We start from the raw sequence: 18,256 nt of genomic DNA on the forward strand, positions 1-18,256 counted from the left end.
AGGAACGACAGCATGGACGAGCAAAGCTTCGACATCGCGCACCTCGCGCACGTGGAACTCTACACGGACCGCTTCGAGGAGAGCCTCGACTTCTTCGTCAACGTCTACGGGCTGACGCTGTCGGGGCAGGACGGGGAGTCGGCATACCTTCGAGCCTGGGACGACTACGAGTTCCACTCGCTGAAGCTCACCCGGCACCACACGACGGGCATCGGGCACATCGCCTACCGCGCGTCGTCACAGGCTGCGCTCGAGCGCCGTGTGGCGGCGATCGAGGCCAGCGGCTTCGACGTGATCGGATGGGTCGACGGCGATCCCGGGCACGGCCGCGCCTTCCGCTTCAAGGACCCGTTCGACCACGTGTTCGAGATCTACTGGGACACGGTTCGCTACGCGGCTCCCGATCACGAGCGTCCGAAGCTGAAGAACGTCGCGCAGCGCTACCACGCGCGCGGCGCCCATCCCCGGCGGATCGACCATCTCAACCTCCTCGCCGAGGACGTGACGGAGTTCCGCCGCTTCATGGAAACGTGCCTCGGCTCGCGCGTCACCGAGATGATCCGGCTCGACAACGGGCGGCTCGGCGGCGCCTGGTTCACGATCAACAACAAGACCTACGACCTTGCCTGCACCGAGGAGCGGGGCGGCGGCCACGGGCGGCTTCACCACGTCACCTACGCCACCGACACACGCGAGGACATCCTCCGGGCGGCCGACATCTTCCTCGAGAACGGCATCCACATCGAGACCGGGCCGCACAAGCACGCGATCCAGGGGACCTTCTTCCTCTACGTCTGGGAGCCTGCGGGAAACCGCGTCGAGCTCGCCAACTCCGGTGCCCGGCTGATCCTCGCCCCCGACTGGGAGCCTGTCGTCTGGACCGAGACGGAACGGAAGAAGGGGCAGGCCTGGGGCCTCAAGACCATCGAGACCTTCCACACCCACGGCACCCCGCCGACCAAGAAAGGACACTGAGATGGGCATCGTCGTCCAGAACGTCATCCGCGCCGAGCAGGCCGTGATCGACGGCCTCGCGAAGGCGGGCGTCGCCACCGTGCACGAGGCGCAGGGGCGTCGCGGCATGCTGGCGAGCCACATGCGGCCGATCTACACCGGCGCGCAGGTCGCGGGGTCGGCCGTCACCATCTCTGCCCCTCCGGGCGACAACTGGATGCTGCATGTCGCGATCGAGCAGGTGAAGCCGGGCGACATCCTCGTGCTCGCCCCGACGAGCCCTTGCGACAACGGCTACTTCGGCGACCTCCTCGCCACGTCCGCCGTGGCGCGCGGTTGCCGCGGCCTCGTCATCGACGCCGGGGTCCGCGACGTGCGCGACCTGACCGCCATGGGCTTCCCCGTCTGGTCGAAGGCGGTGTCGGCGCAGGGGACGGTGAAGGCGACGGTCGGCTCGGTGAACGTGCCGGTCGTCTGCGCGGGCGCGGCGATCGAGGCGGGGGACGTCATCGTCGCGGACGACGACGGCGTCTGCGTCGTCAAGCGCGCCGAGGCATCCGAGGTGCTCGCGGCCGCCGAGAAGCGGCTCGCCGCCGAGAAGGCCAAGCGCACCCGGCTCGCCGCCGGCGAACTCGGTCTCGACATCTACGGCATGCGGCCGGAACTGGAGGCCAAGGGCCTGCGCTACGTCTGACGCGGACGGGGTGGAACACGCCTTTCCCGATACGGCTCGGCAGTCCAATTCTGGACTGGCGTCCAGATCATGTGGCGCCACGCGCGGAGCTACCGGACAGCAGCGATCGAAGCTGCTTTCGACGTGGCCGGCGAGCTCGACATCCGAGGTGTCGCGGTCGCCGGATCCGCTTCGAGCACCGCTGTGGCACGCGTCTGGACCTGTCGGCGGCCAGTCGATGTCGCGCCCGGCGCTTCCATAGCAAGAACTTATCACGCGCACGTGATTTTGGAATGGGATGACGCGCTGAGCCGCCTAGGGTGCCACCCGGGACCAGGGAGGAAAAACGCCCGGGGAGGGTGGTCTCCCAAGGCGGCGGACGACGGAGAACTCTTCCGATGTCCGCCCGGACGCAACCATGGCTCCCGGGAGGAAACGACATGCAGGCCACCGACGCGATCGAGATCCGGTCGTTCATCGACGAACGCAAGATGTCCCGCCAGCAGTGGTTGCTGGCCATCCTCTGCTTCGCGATCGTTCTCTGCGACGGCATGGACGTCGCGGTGATGGGCTTCCTCGCCCCCGCGATCATCGAGGGCTGGGGGATCTCGCGGCCCGAATTCGGCTTCGTCATGGGTGCGGCGCCGATCGGCCTCGCGGTCGGCGCAATCGTGGCGGGCTCCTCGTCCGACTGGTTCGGGCGCCGCAAGGTTCTTCTCGCCTCGGTCCTTGCCTTCGGCGTCCTGACTTTCCTGACCTCCTACGCCCAGACCACGACCCAGATGGCGCTCCTACGCTTCCTGACGGGGCTCGGCCTCGGCGCCGCGATGCCGAACACGACGACGCTCCTGTCGGAATACGTGCCGCAGCGCTCGCGCTCGTTCCTGCTCGCCACGATGTTCACGGGCTTCAACTTCGGCTCGGCCATCATCGGCTTCGTCGCCGCCTACATGCTCCCGCGCTACGGCTGGCAATCGGTGCTCCACTTCGGCGCCGTCATCCCGCTCGCGCTCTGCGCCGTCCTGTTCTTCCTCCTGCCGGAATCGGCGCGCTTCATGGTTGTGCGCGGCCACTCCGTCGACCGCATACGCAGGGTCCTGTCCCGCGTCAGCGGCGCCGACCTTTCGGGCGTGCGCGCCTTCACCCTCCACGAGGAGCCGGTTGCGGCCAAGCAGCCCGTAGCCGTCCTGTTCTCGCCCGCCTTCCGGGTCCGCACGTTCTCGCTCTGGGTCTGCTACTTCATGGGACTCCTGGTCATCTACCTGTCTACGAGCTGGCTTCCGACCATGATGAAGGACGCCAACATGTCGATCGACAGGGCGGCCAACGTCACTGCGATGTTCCAGCTCGGCGGCACTGTCGGCGCCATCGTGGTGGGCTTGGCCATGGACCGCTTCGGCGCTGCCCGCTCCATCGCCACCGCCTACCTCCTGGGTGGGATCTCCCTCATCCTGCTTGGCGTCGGCGGCATCGAGTCCCTCTGGCTTGCGGCGGTCGTCGCGGTCGTCGGCTTCTGCATGAGCGGCGGACAGACGGGCCTCAACGCCTTCGCGCCTGGCTGCTACCCGACCTTCGCCCGCGCGACCGGCGTGAGCTGGATGCTCGGCGTCGGCCGCCTCGGCAGCATCCTCGGATCCTCGATCGGCGGCGTGCTCCTCAGCTTCGGCTGGGACTTCCGGACGATCTTCTGCGTGCTCGCCGTCCCCGCCGTGATCAGCGCGGTCGCCATCTTGGTCGGCAACATGCAGCGCGCGAGAGACGGATCGGTGACGGAACTACATCGCGTCTAGTCGCCGCTGACCTCGACGTTGGTCTGCATGGGGTCTCGTTTTCGAAGGGGCCCCTTCTTGTGTCGGCGGTCGGCGGCCCGGTCGACTCCGGGGCAGGGCGGGCTGCTCCGCCACGCCGGCTATTCAAGTGTCCATGGGAGACGAAATACAAGGACCCCGCCGCCTCCAAGGTAAGTCGAGCGGGATGGCAATGCGTCCCGCCGCGACGTCCCGTTCGATGAATCCGCTCGATCGCCAGGCTCAAATCGTCAGGCGTAGCGTTGTAGGCTGCTACGTCAGCCCTCGTGCAGACGGGGCGCCGCTCCGCCGCAGTCGCGACTGCTTCGATGCCTTCGGTGAGGATCGATTCCGGTTCCCGCCCGTCTACGAAGACGTGGATCAACCGCTTTTGGTCTGCGCTTCCAGAACCAGCCTCCCAGACGCTGCGGGAACCGCATCGACCAATCGTCGACCAACACCTGCCGGAGCGTTTCGGCGCTACCCTGCGGTCGACCTCGAACAGCATGGTACGACCGGGATTTCGGCACATCCCAGGTCGATGGCAGGCGCGCAGGTCCCCAACGTCCGCCTGCCCGATGACCATCAACACCAACGAGCGATGTCCGGCTGGGGAGTTGCCACGGCAGGCAGTGGTTAAGCGGACTTGGAAAACCTGCCAGCGCATTTGCTATGCAGACACATGAGGCGGCTCCTCGTCCATCTCGCGACACGATCAGACGGCAGACGATGGTATGCGCATACTCGTTGTTGACGATGACGCGGACATCCGCGAGCTCCTTGGGCGCTATCTCGAGGGGCAAGGTTTCGACGTCATGCTGGCTTCCGGTGCACGCGAATGCGAGCGGGCCGCAGCGGGCGGGGGCATCGATCTCGTGGTGCTCGACGTGATGATGCCCGACGGGTCTGGTCTCGACGTATGCCGCCGGTTGCGCAACGAGAGGCCATCCCTGCCAGTGATCCTGCTGACGGCCCTGAAGGAGGACGTCGACCGGATCATCGGCCTGGAACTCGGGGCCGACGACTATCTCGGCAAGCCCTTCAACCCCCGCGAACTGGTCGCTCGGATCAGAGCGGTGCTGCGCCGGCAGGGCAGGCAGGACGTACAGGACGCGCCTGTCGTCGAGGCGTCGCCCGTCGATCGGGAGCCTACCGAAACATCGTATCGTTTCGAAGGCTACGTCGCCGACCCCGTTTCGCGCTCGGTTCACGATCCGGAGGGGCGGGAGGTGCCGCTCACGGGAAGCGAGTTCGACCTCCTGTGCATCTTCCTCGACCGACCCGGACGCCTCCTGTCGCGCGATGCCTTGGCGGAGCATCTCTACGGTCGAGCGCCCAACGATCCCCTGGATCGCACGGTGGACGTCGCGATGAGTCGCTTGCGTCGCAAGTTCGGCGACAACGGCGTCTTCAAGCTGTTCAAGACCGTGCGCAATGGTGGCTACCAGCTTACCGCGCGCGTCGTCCGGGACACCCGCACCCCATGATGTCGCTGCGCACCCGCCTGATCGGCCTTCTCGTCGTCGCGATCGTCGCAGTTGTGGTTCTGGCTGCCGGAGCGACCCTCCTTGTCATGGACGGACCCGACGACGGCGCGCGGGCCAGAAGCGCCGCCGAGCATGTCCGAGCCGTCAACTGGCTCGTCGACGGTTCGGTCCAGCGTGCACGGGCGGCCGGCCTCATCGTCGCGGCGCGGCCCTCGGCTGCCGCGATCGACGCCGACTACACCCAAGAATTGATCGACGCCCTCCGAGCAGCGGGAAGCACGCTGACCTTACTTGTTGAGGCGTCGGGCGGGCGGACACGGCAGGTCGCCTTCCCGGTGACGGAAACCGAATGGGCCCGCCTGAGCCTGCCGAGCGCGCCGCCCTCGCCGCTGTTGCCCCTCCTGAGCTACGGCCTGCTCGTGATACTCGGAGCGACGGCGATCGCCGTCCCGATCGCCGCGCGCATCCTGCGTCCCGTGAGGTTGATGGAGCGGATCATCGCCAGCGTGCGCGCCGACGGCACGCTGGCGCCCATCGACGATCGTGGGACGCCAGAGGAGCGTTCCATCGCCCGCTCGTTCAACGCCCTATCTGCACGCGTATCCGCCGCCTATGAAGGGCGGATACGCGTCATTGCGGCAGCCGGGCACGACCTGCGCACGCCGATGACGCGGCTTCGGCTGCGTGCCGAGTTCCTTCCCGAAAGCGACCGGATAGCTTGGCTGCGCGACCTTGCCGAACTCGACGCTATCGCAGACAGCGCCATCCGCCTCGTACGTGAGGAGACGGACCCCTCCGCCTTCGAGCGGGTGGCGTTGCGCGAGATGATCGAGACGATCGTCGGCGAGCTGGAAGACATCGGCCTTCCAGCCGTGACCGTCGACCCGATCGATTTCTTCGTCGAGGCGCAACCGCTCGCCCTCAAGCGGGCGTTGCGCAATGTCGTGGAGAACGCCGCCCGGCACGGCGGCGGTGCACGGGTTGCGGTGGAGGCGGAAGAGGGCATGGTTGCGATCGTGGTCGAGGACGACGGTCCCGGAATCCCCGCCCGTCTCATGGACCGCGTCTTCGAGCCCTTCTTCAGCGTCGACCAGGCACGGCAGAAGAAGACGGGCGGCGCTGGACTCGGGCTTGCGATCGCCAAGGAGATCGTTGAACGGCAGGGCGGGCGGATAGCACTGTCCAACCGGACTGCCGGCGGCCTGCGCCAGGAGGTTCGGCTACCAGCCTCCACCGCGTGAGGACCTACCAGCCGACGACGTTGCCGGCCGTACCGACGATGCGTCGGGCCATGGACAGGCCGCCGCGTGTAGCGATCGAAACGAAGCCCGCCTGCGAAGGGGCGCTGTCGTCGTCTTCGATCTCGGACGGGCCGTTGACGATCGGCGCCGTGACCTCCATCACGGGATCGGCCATCCGTTGCACAGGTGCGGGAGGCACCGCAGCCCGCGGCTTGTTGAACGCAAGCAAGGGATCGCGGGACTCGCAGCCGGGCTGGCATCGGTCGAAGAGCATGACGTCGCTGAGACCATTGCTTTTCCCTTTGGACGCGAGCCGCTCGGGTGGGAGGACGGGAACTGGCGCTTCGCGTTGCCGCCAGACGGGAAAGCGACCGGCCTTCACGTCGGCATCCGTCCGATCCAATGCGAAGGACCGCGAGGAAGGTGGTTCGGTGGTTGCGATGGGGCGACTCAAAGCCTCCTGGGTGCCGGACGGGCCGGAAGGGCCAACTTCGGCGATCACTCGCTGCGAGGGGAGGAACTCCGGGCCGAAGCGTACGGCGACCTGAATCCCTGCCATGACTGTGCTGGAGACGATGGCCTGGACGAGAAGGCGGCGAAGGAAACTGCGCATGACGGTCATGGCTCATTCTGCCTTGGACGCAACGTCGAGAAGGCCCCGCTCGTCACGTGCCGCGCATGTGTCGATGGTTTGCTCCGGCGCAGGCATCCGGAGCAACGTGTCGGCCTGGACTGACGAGGAAGCGGATTGATCCGCCGACCATCTCAGTTCTGGTGTGTAGTAGAGCGCAAGCGCGATCCCGGTGCAGGCGACGAAGCGGAAGGCGACTTCGCGCTTCGACGTCGGCGTGCAGGTTTTGGTCTGGTCCATGTCCCATGGGTCCCCGTTGATCGGGGCAAGGGGTAGGCGCTGCCTGCGGCCGAAGGGCGTCACCGACGTGACGAAACGTTACGTTTGGTATCCGATGCGTCCTGGCCACATGTCGTCCGCCGCCGATGAGCCGTCGTGCTGCCTTTGACCGTGAGTTCACGAAAGCCGCGCGTTCCGCCGTGCCAGCGGCAGACGCGATCGTGGGCTGCTGCCATGTCGGTTCAACGTTATCAGACAGGTGCTGGTGCGAGTCGATGGCGGCCTGCGGCGTTGGGCACTCGTCTTGCGTCTGGTGTGACAAGACGGCTTCGACCCGCTCGTCTCTATGCGCTCGGCAGAAAACCGTCGTAGACAATTTCGCTCATCACATCGGAAGCGCTTCGTCGCCAACTGCAGTCTGACGGAAAGACCTGCAAAGGGCAGGTCCGCAACGCGTCGATGACAGTGACTGTGAACCCGGTGTCAGCGACGATGGCGGGAAGGACACGCCGCCGATGCTCCCTGCATCGATGCAGTGACAATAAGGGCGCTGTCCTTGATCTCCTGACGGTCGACAGCCGACCCAGTTGGAACGACGGCCGAGAGCGAAAAGCGGCACGACGTCGCGACGATCCCCCAGGGAGCCAGCAATAGCTCAGCCCAACTGCTTCAGTTGCGAGCCAAGCCAAGGACTCGCCGCAAGACACCCGCCAAGGGGGCACAATTGCAGGCATGTTTACGACCGCGGGACTTCCGTCATCCTTCACGGCAGGCTGGGATCGGCACTCTGGGCACGCAGGCGCCGGGGGCGGATCCGACTAAGTCGATCACGTTGGAATCGGGGTCATTCATATCGCTGTCCTATGACAACTAAGGGGCGAACTGGTACTGTTCGTTGGATTGACTGACTGGCTGTAGGCCGGTGATCGCGAGTTCGTTCTGATGGCGAAGACTCCGAAGGGGAAGACGGCTGGATCCTATCGCACCGTGGGCCAGACCTACGACGGCGTTCGTGTCGTCGCACCGAAGACGAAGTCGAAGACCTTCACGGAGGCGGAAGTCCGCCGTGCCATCCGAAAGGCGTTGAACGAAGTCGGCTCCAGTCCTCGGCCGAAGCCGCTGGGACAGACCGACGCCGTGCGCGTGGAGCCGACCGATGACGGTCGCTACAAAGTGAAGCGCAAGAACGCCAAGCGCGCCAGCGCCATCGTCGACACGCAGAAGGAAGGGATCGAAAGGGCCCGGGAACTGGAGCCGGGACAGGCGCCTATCGTCAAGCGGGTCCGTCGCTCGCCCGGGCAGAAGAAGGGCACATGGCGAAAGACGTGAAGCGCGCAGTCCGGCGCCAGCGACGGGAGAAGCCAGTGGGTCTGAACGACCTCGACGTCTTCATCAACTGTCCCTTCGACGACACGTACAAGCCGATCTTCAACGCCATCGTCTACACGGTCGTGCGGTCCGGTTACCGTGCACGCTGCGCGCTTGAGACCGACGACGCGGCGGAGAATCGTCTCTTCAAGATCATCAAGATCGTTCGGGAGTGCCGCTTCGCGGTCCACGACATCTCGCGCACGGCAGCCGATGGCAACCCTCCGTTGCCTCGCTTCAACATGCCCCTCGAACTGGGTCTGTGGCTCGGGGCACGGCACCTCGGTGGCGCCGAACAGCAGGAGAAGCGCTGCATCGTCTTCGACGTTGAACAGTATCGCTTCCAAAGGTTCATTTCAGACATAGCGGGACAAGACATCCATGCGCATGGGTCGCGTATCGCGACCCTGATCTCCGAGCTGTCCGCTTGGTTGCGCCACCTTCCCGGTGGCGAACACCCGGGCGGCGGGGAAGCGATCATGCGCGAGTACGAGCAGTTCGAGGCTCTTCTGCCCGGCATGTGCGACGACATGAACATGACCGTCGGCGAGCTGAAATTTACCGACTTCAACCAGATCGTCTCCGAATACGTCATCTCCCTGAAACAGCCTCCAGAGCCGATCGCGGGCGATCCAGCCGCTGCACATGCTTGACGCCCTCATCGCGGCGGGGAGCGATTGCAGAATGGCAACGCACAGTACGACATCGCTCTCGGGAAGCAATCGACTACTGTTCCTGGACGACTACCGACCGCCGCGTCGACTTCCGAACGCCGTCCCCTACTGGATAACGTCAGCTCGCTCGGATCCGAACCAAGCTTGAACTGAAGAAGGCACGGGGCGACCGTCCCCACGCTCGGTCCTTCGGTCATCGAGTGTCAAACGACCTGCGAACCGGGGTCGGCCACGTTTCCGTTAACGACTAGGGCGCTTCGATGAGACGGGGTTCACGGTAGGGTTGACGGCGCTCGGGTCGACGAAGCCTCCGCGACATGAAGAGGACAAGGAGATCGCCTACGTTTCGCCGGGTCCGAAATTCGGAAGGTCGTCTCGATGCAAACCTCACACCCTGTCTTCGGTGACCTCGTCACCGCCAACAGGCTCGTCCGTGGCGGCCGCTGGGTGTTCCGCGGGACGATCGTGACGCTCGACGACGTTTTCGCGGACCTCGATGCGGGAATGAGCGTGGAAGAGGTCTGGGAGAAACATGGAGCCCTTGAGTGGGCCGATTTGGAAGCGGTCGCAGCACACGCGCCCCGGCGCCATGTCTCCGCAACCGCTGTTAAGGTGGAGGGTCGACGTCGGTCGGCGTCAGGCCGGACATGACATGGACGAAGCCGCTCCTCATGGCCTTGGCGTAGGCGAGGTCGTACCCGACGCCGTCGCTGAACTCGGCCTCGCGCCCCGAATGGCAGGCGATCCCCTTCTGCCGCGGGCAGGGTCGCGCGCCGGCGGGTCTATCCGGACGAAGCCCAGCACGTGCTCACGGCACTAGTCGGTGGAGTGCGACAAGAGGTTCTGGAACTCGGATCCGCCAGCTGGTGGTTCGCCGATGGGAAGCCGATGGCAGTGCCGCGGAGCCGAGGCTTCCTCGAGCGACTCCGGTCCTCGCAGCTCTTCCAGCGCGATTCCTGCATCTTGTAGATATCCTCCGGCTTAAAGCGGTGGCGGGCAGCCGTACACATGGTCTCGCCGACCGCGAAGAGCCCGACCGCCATGACCACGACGTCGATGCCGTCGAGGAGTTCGGGGATGCGAGCGCGCCTCCGGCGAGGCGACCGCAAGAACCTCGCGCTCGACAACTTCGGCGGACGACGGGAATTGACTGCCAGAGGGCAGGGTGAACAGACGGCTTGAAGGCTGGCAGACGTCCCTGGCGTCGGCCGCCGACAGGCGCACGAGGTTCTCGACGAGACGTCAACCTGTGGGGGGTGCGGAGTCCGCTCGGCGTGCGTTGGGTCCAGCCGAAACTGCGTGGGGCAGATCCGATGCTGCACGGAGAGACTCGAGATCCAGGTGGATCCGCTTGGGTGCGCTTGCCAGCTGGATGGCCGCGTCGCGTCGCGTCGCTACTTCCTGCGACCGGCCGGTCGCCGCCACGTGGTTCCGGCGCATGGCCTCGTGGACGTGTTGCCGGATCGGGTCGAACGTCTCGCTTGTCAGCGCGGACGCGATCGCGCATCCGAGGTGCATGGCAACGGGTGCGGGGAACGCATTGGCGATCTGCCGGAAGATGTCCTTCTTCTCGCCGTGCCACGGCCAGTCGACGGGGAAGGCCTGGAGCCGCGCCAGCATCGCATTCGTGGCCTCGACGGGACCCTCATGGTCGGCCGCGGGCGGGTCGTCGCCGATCCTCGTTTGTACGAACCCCATCTGGCCCCAGACGAGCGCGGACTTGCGCTGCCCGAAGTCGATGCCCTGCTTCTTGTCGCTGCCTCCCGTGATCGTCGGAGTCGCCCGGTCCATGCCCACCATGAACTCCTCGGTCGGCGTCCATCCCGCGGCAGTGAACTGGGTCAAGAGGGCGTCGGTCGCAGTCCGGGGCGTCACCTCGTGATTGAAGATCGGCGTCGGCCAGGAGAAGCGCGCCATCGCCTTCGGCTCCTTGAACGCCACGAGGACAGCCCGCCGGCGCTTCTGGGCGACACCGAAATGGGAGGCGTCGACCTTCCCCCATTCAGCGGTGTATCCAAGCTCCTCCAGACGGGCGAGGATGCGGAAGCGGTGCATGTCGTTGTCCGGTTCGAAGACGCCCATGACGTTCTCGAGCATGACGGCCCGGGGGCGGAGGCGCTCCACGAGGCGCAGGGCCTCAGGGAACAGGTCGCGGTCGTCGTCCGCGCCCTTCCGCTCGCCGGATTGGGAATATGGCTGGCAGGGTACGCCACCCGCGAGCAGGTCAACCGGACCGAGGTCGCCCGGGTCGTAGCCGACAAGGTCCGCCTCGACGACGTGGTCCGGCCCAAAGGCGGCGCGCAAGGTTGCGCAGGCGTGGGGGTTGCGCTCGACGAGGGCAACATGCCGGAAACCTGCCTTCGACAGACCTGCCGCTTGGCCGCCGCCTCCAGCGCAGATCTCGACCGCAGTCAGGCCGTGGCGGAACGCGGACGAGAGCGACCGCATGGTCGGGGCCGGGGTTGGGATCGGCGACGCTGGGACGGAGGCGCGAGTCGCCTCGGGGACGGGCGCCTCGGCGGACGGCGACATTGCGGCGGCGACCCTGGCGAGGCGCCGTGCGGTTTCGTAAATGCCCCGGGCGTCGGCGGCGGCTAGGTCGGCGACCGCGCGCGCAAGGGCATCCGGCTGGAGCGGCTCCCCGCCTACCGGCCGGAGGGCGAGCGCCTTCACGACCGGTGCGATCGCGCGGGCGCGCACCGCGACTTCGGCCAGCAGCGCCTCGTCCGTCGGATCGAGGTCTGCGGCGAGCCTGGCGATGCGGTCGACTTCCTCCACGAATGCAGCGGACAGGACGCGCATGCTGCGGCGCAGCGACGCCCTCGCCGACGGCGGTGCCGACGTCTGGGTGCCCCCGCGGACGATGGACTTGGCTTCCGCCACCGACAGGGCGCGACCGGACGCGATGGCAGCAAGGGCGCGCTCCCGCCCGGCCTCCGGGGCGCAAGCGACGGTCACGGCGACGCTCGGGCTGACGTTCCGCTTGGTCAGCCAGTCCTTCCGTGATCCGAGGACCAGAAAAGTCTTCCGGTACCCGAGCGCGGTCCTCGGCTCGATCCCGCACTGGGACTTCACCCAGGCGGAGAAGGTGCCGTCGCAAAGGGCGGCCGCCTCCTCGAGTGCTTCGCCGGCCGCGAACACGTCGGCCAGTCCCCGCTTGCCCATCGAACGCAGGCCTCCCCGGATCTGCCGCAGGCGGTCGGCCTTGATGCGGTCAGCGGACGGCACGCGTTCGGTGCTGGGCTTGGTCATGGGGCGAATCCCGTCGTGGCTCTCGTCGCCATCCTGCGTCGCGGGACGTCAAGGTTCCGGGAACCGGATCGTTAGGATTGCAGCGATCGTCGTGTCGTAAAGCCTCGGCACCCGCCAGCTCTCCGAACGATGCTCGCGCCTCACCGACAGGTCGCCACAAACGCGTGCAGTCGCCTCGCGTCCAGATTGCGCCCGCGAATCCGATGCGGTCTAGTCGGGGCCTTCCCTTGCGCAAGGCGATTCGATGTCCGAAGCCGAGACTGCCTCAATCTACCAAAGCAGCCTGCCGATCGAGGAGAAGCTGGAGCGGGCGCGCACCGAGCTCCTCGACCTCTCCGCCCGCAACCGACTTCTGAACGTCCCACGCATGTCGAAGGCGGCGAAGACAATCGATGTTGTCGACGAGCGGTCCGCCGAGGTCTACCGACTGCTGGCCAAGGACGCGAAGGCGTTCACCTTCGTGGCGGGCCGGCCCGACCGCGGCGCGTCCGGCGAGGGGAGCGAAACGGAGGAGGAGGATTTTGCCGCCGTCGACCTCGCCCTGCCGGAGGACGTCGACGACGCGCTCGACGAGCAGGGCCGCGCCAAGCGCCACCTCGACACCAAGCTCCAGACGCGGATGACGCCCAAGGGCCTCCAGAAGCGGCTCCTCGACCTCTACCACGACGCCCGGACGCTGGAGGAGGAGCAGGGCGTGAACGTCCTCTTCCTTGCGCTCGGCATGCTCCGCTGGGTCGACCCGAACAACAAGGAGAACGTTCGGCACGCCCCGCTCGTCCTCGTGCCCGTGCGCCTCGAGCGCGGCGCGGCCGGCGAACGCTTCCGCCTGCGGGTGCGGCCCGAGGATCAGACGTCGAACCTGTCGCTCGAGGCGTACCTTGACCGCGTCCACAAGCTCCGCCTTCCGTCCTTCGAGGGCGGCGACGAGTTCGATCCCGACGCCTACTTCCGCGAGGTCGCCGAGGCCGTCTCCACGAAGGACGACTGGTCGGTCCTGCCCGACGACATCGTCCTTGGCTTCTTCTCGTTCTCCAAGTTCCTCATGTACCGGGACCTCGACCCCGAGAACTGGCCCGTCGACGGGCGCATCACCGACCAGTCCACGATCCGGTCGCTCCTGTCAGACGGATTCGACACGGGCGAGCCTTTGCTGTCGGAGGACGAGCGGATCGACCGCCATATCGACCCGGCCGACATGCTCCACATCGTCGACAGCGACGGGTCGCAGACGCTCGCCGTCCACGACGTCCGTCGCGGACGCGACCTCGTCATCCAGGGGCCGCCCGGGACGGGCAAGTCGCAGACCATCGCCAACGTCATCGCATCGGCCGTCGCGGACGGGAAGACCGTCCTCTTCGTCGCCGAGAAGATGGCGGCGCTAGAGGTCGTGAAGCGCCGCCTCGACAACGCCGGGGTCGGCGACGCCTGCCTCGAGCTCCACAGCAACAAGGCCAACAAGCGGGGCCTCCTCGAGGAGCTGCGCCGGACGTGGGAGCTCGGCTCCCCGCGCGGCGAGTTCCCGTCGAGCCTCGCGGGCAAGCTGCGCGAGGCGCGCAACGTCCTGAACCTCCACGCCGAACGCATGCACGTGCCGCACTCCGCGTCCGGCCTGACGCCCTACCAGGTGTTCGGCGCGTTGACCAAGCTCAGACAGGAAGGGCAGCGCCCGGTCGACCTGACGCTCGATGGCGCGACGCGCTGGTCGCCCGACGACCTGTCGGCGCGGCGGCGGCTCCTCGTCGAGTTGACCCAGCGCGTCGACGAGATCGGGCTGCCCGTCCGTCACCCCTGGCACGGCGTCGGGCTTGACCTCGTCCTGCCGACGACCCTCGAACGGCTGCTCCCTCGCATCGAGGCGCTCCAGTCGGCCGTCGCCGGGCTGGAGGCCGAGTACGCGGAACTGGCGGGAACGCTTAAGCTGGAGCCGAAGCCCGACACGTTCGCTGGGGCCGCCACCTTGCGCGAGCGCGCGGACATCCTGGCCCGTGCGCCCGAACTGTCGCCCGAGGCGCTCGGGGCCGCAGCCTGGGACGACCGGCGCGTGGCGATCGCCGACCTCGTGACGGCGGGTGCGGACTTCCGGCGGCAGGGTGAATCTCTGGGCGACGCCGTCCACCCTTCGGCGCTCGGCATCTCCATTGAAGGACTGGAGGCCCAGCTCGCCTGGCTGCCGCGCGACTTCCCCGCGGCGGCGTTCGACCGGGCCGCAGAGCTCGCGGACCTGCTTCCGCGCCTGCGTGCCGAGGCCGACCGGCTGGCCTCGGAACTCGGCGTCCCGGGCCCGGTCGACACGCTCGCCGCCGTCTCTCGCCTCGTCACGACGGGCGAGCGCGTCGCGGCCGCGCCCGACGCAAGCCCCGAGGCCTTCGCAGCCACCGTCTGGGACCAGGGCGTCGAGCAAGCGGGCGACCTCGCGGAGGCTGTCGAGACGCTCGAGCGCTCGCGCGCGGCCATGGGCGACCGCGTCCTCGACGTCGCGTGGACGACCGAGGTGTCGGCCGCTCGCCAGGCGCTGGCGACGAACACTGGGTTCCTAAAGTCTTTCAACGGCGACTACCGCAAGGCGAAGGCGCTGGTGCGCTCGATCCTGCGCAACCCGGACATGCCGACGCAGGAAGTCGTCGACCTTCTCGACACGCTGATGAAGGGGCAGGCCGCTGCCAAGCGGGTGCGCGACGACGACGCCTTCGGACGCTCGGCCTTTGGCGCTGACTGGCGCGGCGACCGCTCGGCGTCCGCGCCGCTCCTCGCCCTCGTCGCATGGATGCGCACGTTGCGCGGCCTCGGCGCCGAGCCGCGCCTGATCGCCGGGCGGCTCGCCGAACGGCAGGTCGTCGGCGAGCACGCCGCGCTGGTCCTTCGCCACGTCGACGCCGCCAAGCCGCTGCTCGAGGCGCTCTGGACGGATCTCGGCACGACGGCCGGCCCCGCGTTCGAGAACGCCGTGTCCGTCGACCGCGCGCCGCTCGACCTCGTCGAGGCCCGGGTCCGCAATCTCGCCTGGGCCGACGGCCTCTGCCGCGAGATCATGCGCACCGTCCCCGACGCTGTGTCCGAACGGCTCGGTCTCGTCGCACGGGGTGCGGCGTGGCAGGCGGCCGCACGGTCGCTCGACGAGCGCGTAGACCTCGGTGGGGAGGCGTTCGGTCCCGCATGGCGCGGCAAGGATTCGGACTGGGACGCGCTGGCGGCGGCCGTGAAATGGATCGGGACGCACGGCGACCTCCGGCATCTCGCCGCGCGCCTCCCCAACCGAGCCGCGGTCGCCGAGCGGGCCGGCCGGGCCGTCGCCGCATCCGATTCGGCGCAGGGCACGCTGGCGGAGGTCGCCTCCTTCCTCATGGCCGACGCCCGGAGCCTGTTTGGCGTCGACGGCTACGGCGACGTCGCGCTCGCGCGTTGCCGCGAACGGATGGAAACCTGGCTCGCCAACACCGAGCAGCTCTCGAAGTGGGTCTCCTACCGCGACCGGGCGGACCGCGCGCGAACGGACGGCATGTCCGTGTTCGTCGACCACCTCGAGGACGGTCGCCTGTCGACGCCGGAGACGCTTCCCTCGTTTGAGATCGCCTACCACGAGGCGATCCTCGACGAGCTGATCCGGGCCAACCCCGAACTCGGCCGCTTCGACGGCAACCTCCACGGCCGGCAGGTGCGCGAGTTCGCCAACCTCGACCGCGAGCGCATCAAGGCGGCGAGCCTCGAGGTCGTGCGCGCCCACCATCGCCGCATCCCGCCGCGCGACGGTGGTGTCGGCCCGGTCGGTATCCTGCGCGGCGAGATGGCGAAGCGCAGCCGCCACATGCCGATCCGCCAGCTCATGCAAAGGGCGGGGCCCGCCGTCCAGGCGCTGAAGCCCGTCATGATGATGAGCCCTCTCTCGGTCGCCCAGTTCCTGACGCCGGGCAAGCTCGCGTTCGACCTCCTCGTCATGGACGAAGCCTCGCAGATCCAACCCGTCGACGCGCTGGGCGCCATCGCCCGTGCCCAGCAGGTCGTCGTGGTCGGCGACGAGCGCCAGCTCCCGCCGACCAAGTTCTTCTCGAAGATGACCGGCGGCGGCGACGAGGACGACGACGAGGACGGCGCGCGCGTCGGGGACATCGAGAGCATCCTCGGCCTGTTCACCGCCCGCGGCCTGCCCCAGCGCATGCTCCGCTGGCACTACCGCAGCCGCCACCAGTCGCTGATCGCGGTTTCTAACACGCAGTTCTATCAGAACAAGCTCTTCATCGTGCCGAGCCCCTACACGGCCGAGGCCGGGATGGGGCTGCGCTTCCACCACGTGCCCGACGGTGTCTTCGACTCCGGCGGCACGTCCGTGAACGCGGTCGAGGCGAGGGTCGTCGCCGAGGCTGTTATCCGGCATGCCAAGACGAACCCCGAGCAGTCGCTCGGCGTCGCGACCTTCTCGGTGTCCCAGCGGCGCGCGATCCAGGACGAGGTGGAGCTTCTCCGCCGCCTGAACCCCGACACCGAGGAGTTCTTCCACGCCCATTCGTCGGAGCCGTTTTTCGTCAAGAACCTCGAGAACGTGCAGGGCGACGAGCGCGACGTGATCATGATCTCGGTCGGCTACGCCAAGAACGCGCAAGGGTACATGGCCATGCGGTTCGGGCCCCTCGGGGCGCAGGGCGGCGAGCGGCGCCTGAACGTCCTCATCTCCCGCGCCAAGCGGCGCTGCGAGGTCTACGCCTCGATCACCGACGAGGACATCGACCTCGAGCGTGGCAAGGGCGCGGGCATCCTCGCCTTCAAGCTGTTCCTCCACTATGCCCGGACGGGTCGGCTCTCGATCGCGCAGGCGACCGGCCGCGACATGGACAGTGTCTTCGAGGAGCAGGTTGCGACCGCGCTCGAGGCGAAGGGCTATCAGGTCCATCCGCAGGTCGGCATCGCCGGGTTCTTCATCGACCTCGCCGTGTCCGACCCCGAGCGGCCGGGACGCTACCTCATCGGCATCGAGTGCGACGGGGCGTCGTACCACTCGTCGCGGTCGGCCCGGGACCGCGACCGCCTGCGGCAGGCGGTGCTCGAGGACCACGGCTGGATCATCCACCGCATCTGGAGCACCGACTGGTTCCAACGGCCGGAGGAGCAGCTCGAGCGGACGGTCGCCGCGATCGAGGCGGCGAAGGCGGAACTGGACGAGCGGATGGAGCGCGGCCTTGCCGCCCACCGCGCGGTGCCGATCGAGATCGTCACCGTCGACCGCGGCGAGGTGACCGAGGTCGGGCTCGGCGACGCCGTCCCCGAGGACCGCACGGCCGCGACGGCCTATGTCGAGGCGACGCTGACCCGTCCGGGACCGTACGAGCTGCACGAAACACCCGTCGGGCGCATGGCCGACCTCGTGACGCAGGTCGTGCAGGTCGAGTCCCCGGTCCACGTCGACGAGGTCGTTGCTCGCGTCCGCGAGGCGTTCGGGCTTCAACGCGCGGGCGCGCGGATCCAAGCCGCCGTCGAGCAGGGCGTCGAGCGTGCCGTCGCCCATCGCGGGATCGTGCGGGACGGGGACTTCCTGTCGCTCGCCGACGTGAGCGTAACGGTCCGTGACCGCCGCAACGCCTCGTCCGGCGGCCTCCGCAAGGTCGAGATGCTTCCCCCCTCGGAACTCGAGGCCGGGGTTCTCGCGATCGTGGTCGAGAACCTCGGCGCGACGGACGACGAGGTCGTCCGCATGCTGTCGCGGATGGTCGGACTTCGTTCGAGCAACTCGCAGCTCAAGACGACCATTGTCGCGGTAATCTCCGACCTGATCGGGAGGAGCCTTCTCGAGAGGAAGGACGGGATGCTCGTAGCGGGCTTGTCGCCCGGCCCGGCCTCGGACGCTGCGTCGGAAAGGAAGGGCGCCGAGGGATCGACGGAAGCCCGCTCCGGACTGGTCGCGGGCCCTGGGACGTGGGACGTCCCGAATGCCGGCGACGTCCCGTCCGGTGCCGCCGCACATGAAACCGCGGAGACCTGAGC

General features: G+C 67.8%; 12 protein-coding genes. 8 read left to right on the forward strand and 4 right to left on the reverse strand.

Annotated features, from left to right (window positions below):
- The first annotated feature begins 12 nt into the window (after positions 1-12).
- From H7A85_RS03135 to H7A85_RS03155, 5 genes are all read left to right on the forward strand, one after another.
- Positions 13-975, forward strand: a complete 963-nt coding sequence (locus tag H7A85_RS03135) for a VOC family protein (RefSeq protein ID WP_182084405.1) — start codon at positions 13-15, stop codon at positions 973-975.
- A 1-nt stretch (position 976) separates the two neighbouring features.
- Positions 977-1,648 (forward strand): 4-carboxy-4-hydroxy-2-oxoadipate aldolase/oxaloacetate decarboxylase, encoded by a 672-nt coding sequence (locus H7A85_RS03140; protein ID WP_182084406.1) that lies wholly within the window; start codon positions 977-979, stop codon positions 1,646-1,648.
- A 419-nt stretch (positions 1,649-2,067) separates the two neighbouring features.
- Entirely contained in the window at positions 2,068-3,417 is a 1,350-nt protein-coding gene (locus tag H7A85_RS03145) for an MFS transporter (protein WP_182084407.1), read from the forward strand.
- A gap of 731 nt (positions 3,418-4,148) precedes the next feature.
- Positions 4,149-4,901 (forward strand): response regulator transcription factor, encoded by a 753-nt coding sequence (locus tag H7A85_RS03150; protein WP_182084408.1) that lies wholly within the window; start codon positions 4,149-4,151, stop codon positions 4,899-4,901.
- Positions 4,898-6,142 carry an ATP-binding protein gene (locus H7A85_RS03155; RefSeq protein ID WP_182084409.1) on the forward strand — a complete coding sequence of 415 codons (1,245 nt, stop codon included), beginning with the start codon at positions 4,898-4,900 and terminating at the stop codon, positions 6,140-6,142. Before H7A85_RS03150 ends, H7A85_RS03155 begins: the two co-directional genes overlap by 4 nt.
- Positions 6,143-6,146: 4 nt before the next feature.
- On the opposite strand, the gene H7A85_RS03160 is transcribed toward H7A85_RS03155, so the two are convergent.
- Together H7A85_RS03160 and H7A85_RS03165 are read right to left on the reverse strand one after the other, a co-directional pair.
- Positions 6,147-6,305, reverse strand: a complete 159-nt coding sequence (locus tag H7A85_RS03160) for a hypothetical protein (protein ID WP_182084410.1) — start codon at positions 6,303-6,305, stop codon at positions 6,147-6,149.
- Between the two features lie 462 nt (positions 6,306-6,767).
- A complete protein-coding gene (locus H7A85_RS03165; RefSeq protein ID WP_182084411.1) occupies positions 6,768-7,013 on the reverse strand; it encodes a hypothetical protein in 246 nt (81 codons plus the stop codon).
- A gap of 921 nt (positions 7,014-7,934) precedes the next feature.
- Here H7A85_RS03165 and H7A85_RS03170 point away from each other — a divergent pair.
- The gene (locus H7A85_RS03170) at positions 7,935-8,321 is read left to right on the forward strand and encodes a DUF2188 domain-containing protein (protein ID WP_182084412.1); all 387 of its coding nucleotides are present in this window, start codon (positions 7,935-7,937) and stop codon (positions 8,319-8,321) included.
- Positions 8,306-9,013, forward strand: coding sequence for a hypothetical protein (locus H7A85_RS03175; RefSeq protein ID WP_244630896.1), 708 nt, complete (start codon positions 8,306-8,308; stop codon positions 9,011-9,013). Before H7A85_RS03170 ends, H7A85_RS03175 begins: the two co-directional genes overlap by 16 nt.
- A gap of 803 nt (positions 9,014-9,816) precedes the next feature.
- On the opposite strand, the gene H7A85_RS21055 is transcribed toward H7A85_RS03175, so the two are convergent.
- Positions 9,817-10,077, reverse strand: a complete 261-nt coding sequence (locus H7A85_RS21055; protein ID WP_348519693.1) for a hypothetical protein — start codon at positions 10,075-10,077, stop codon at positions 9,817-9,819.
- Positions 10,078-10,276: 199 nt separating this feature from the next.
- On the reverse strand, positions 10,277-12,286 hold the full coding sequence (dcm, locus tag H7A85_RS03185; protein ID WP_182084414.1) for a DNA (cytosine-5-)-methyltransferase: 2,010 nt from the start codon (positions 12,284-12,286) through the stop codon (positions 10,277-10,279).
- 244 nt (positions 12,287-12,530) lie between these two features.
- Between dcm and H7A85_RS03190 the strand changes: the two genes are divergently transcribed.
- A complete protein-coding gene (locus H7A85_RS03190; RefSeq protein ID WP_182084415.1) occupies positions 12,531-18,254 on the forward strand; it encodes a DUF3320 domain-containing protein in 5,724 nt (1,907 codons plus the stop codon).
- Positions 18,255-18,256 lie beyond the last annotated feature (2 nt).

The sequence above is a fragment of the Aureimonas sp. ME7 genome, assembly GCF_903970965.1.
In the GTDB taxonomy this organism is placed as follows: Bacteria; Pseudomonadota; Alphaproteobacteria; order Rhizobiales; family Rhizobiaceae; genus Aureimonas.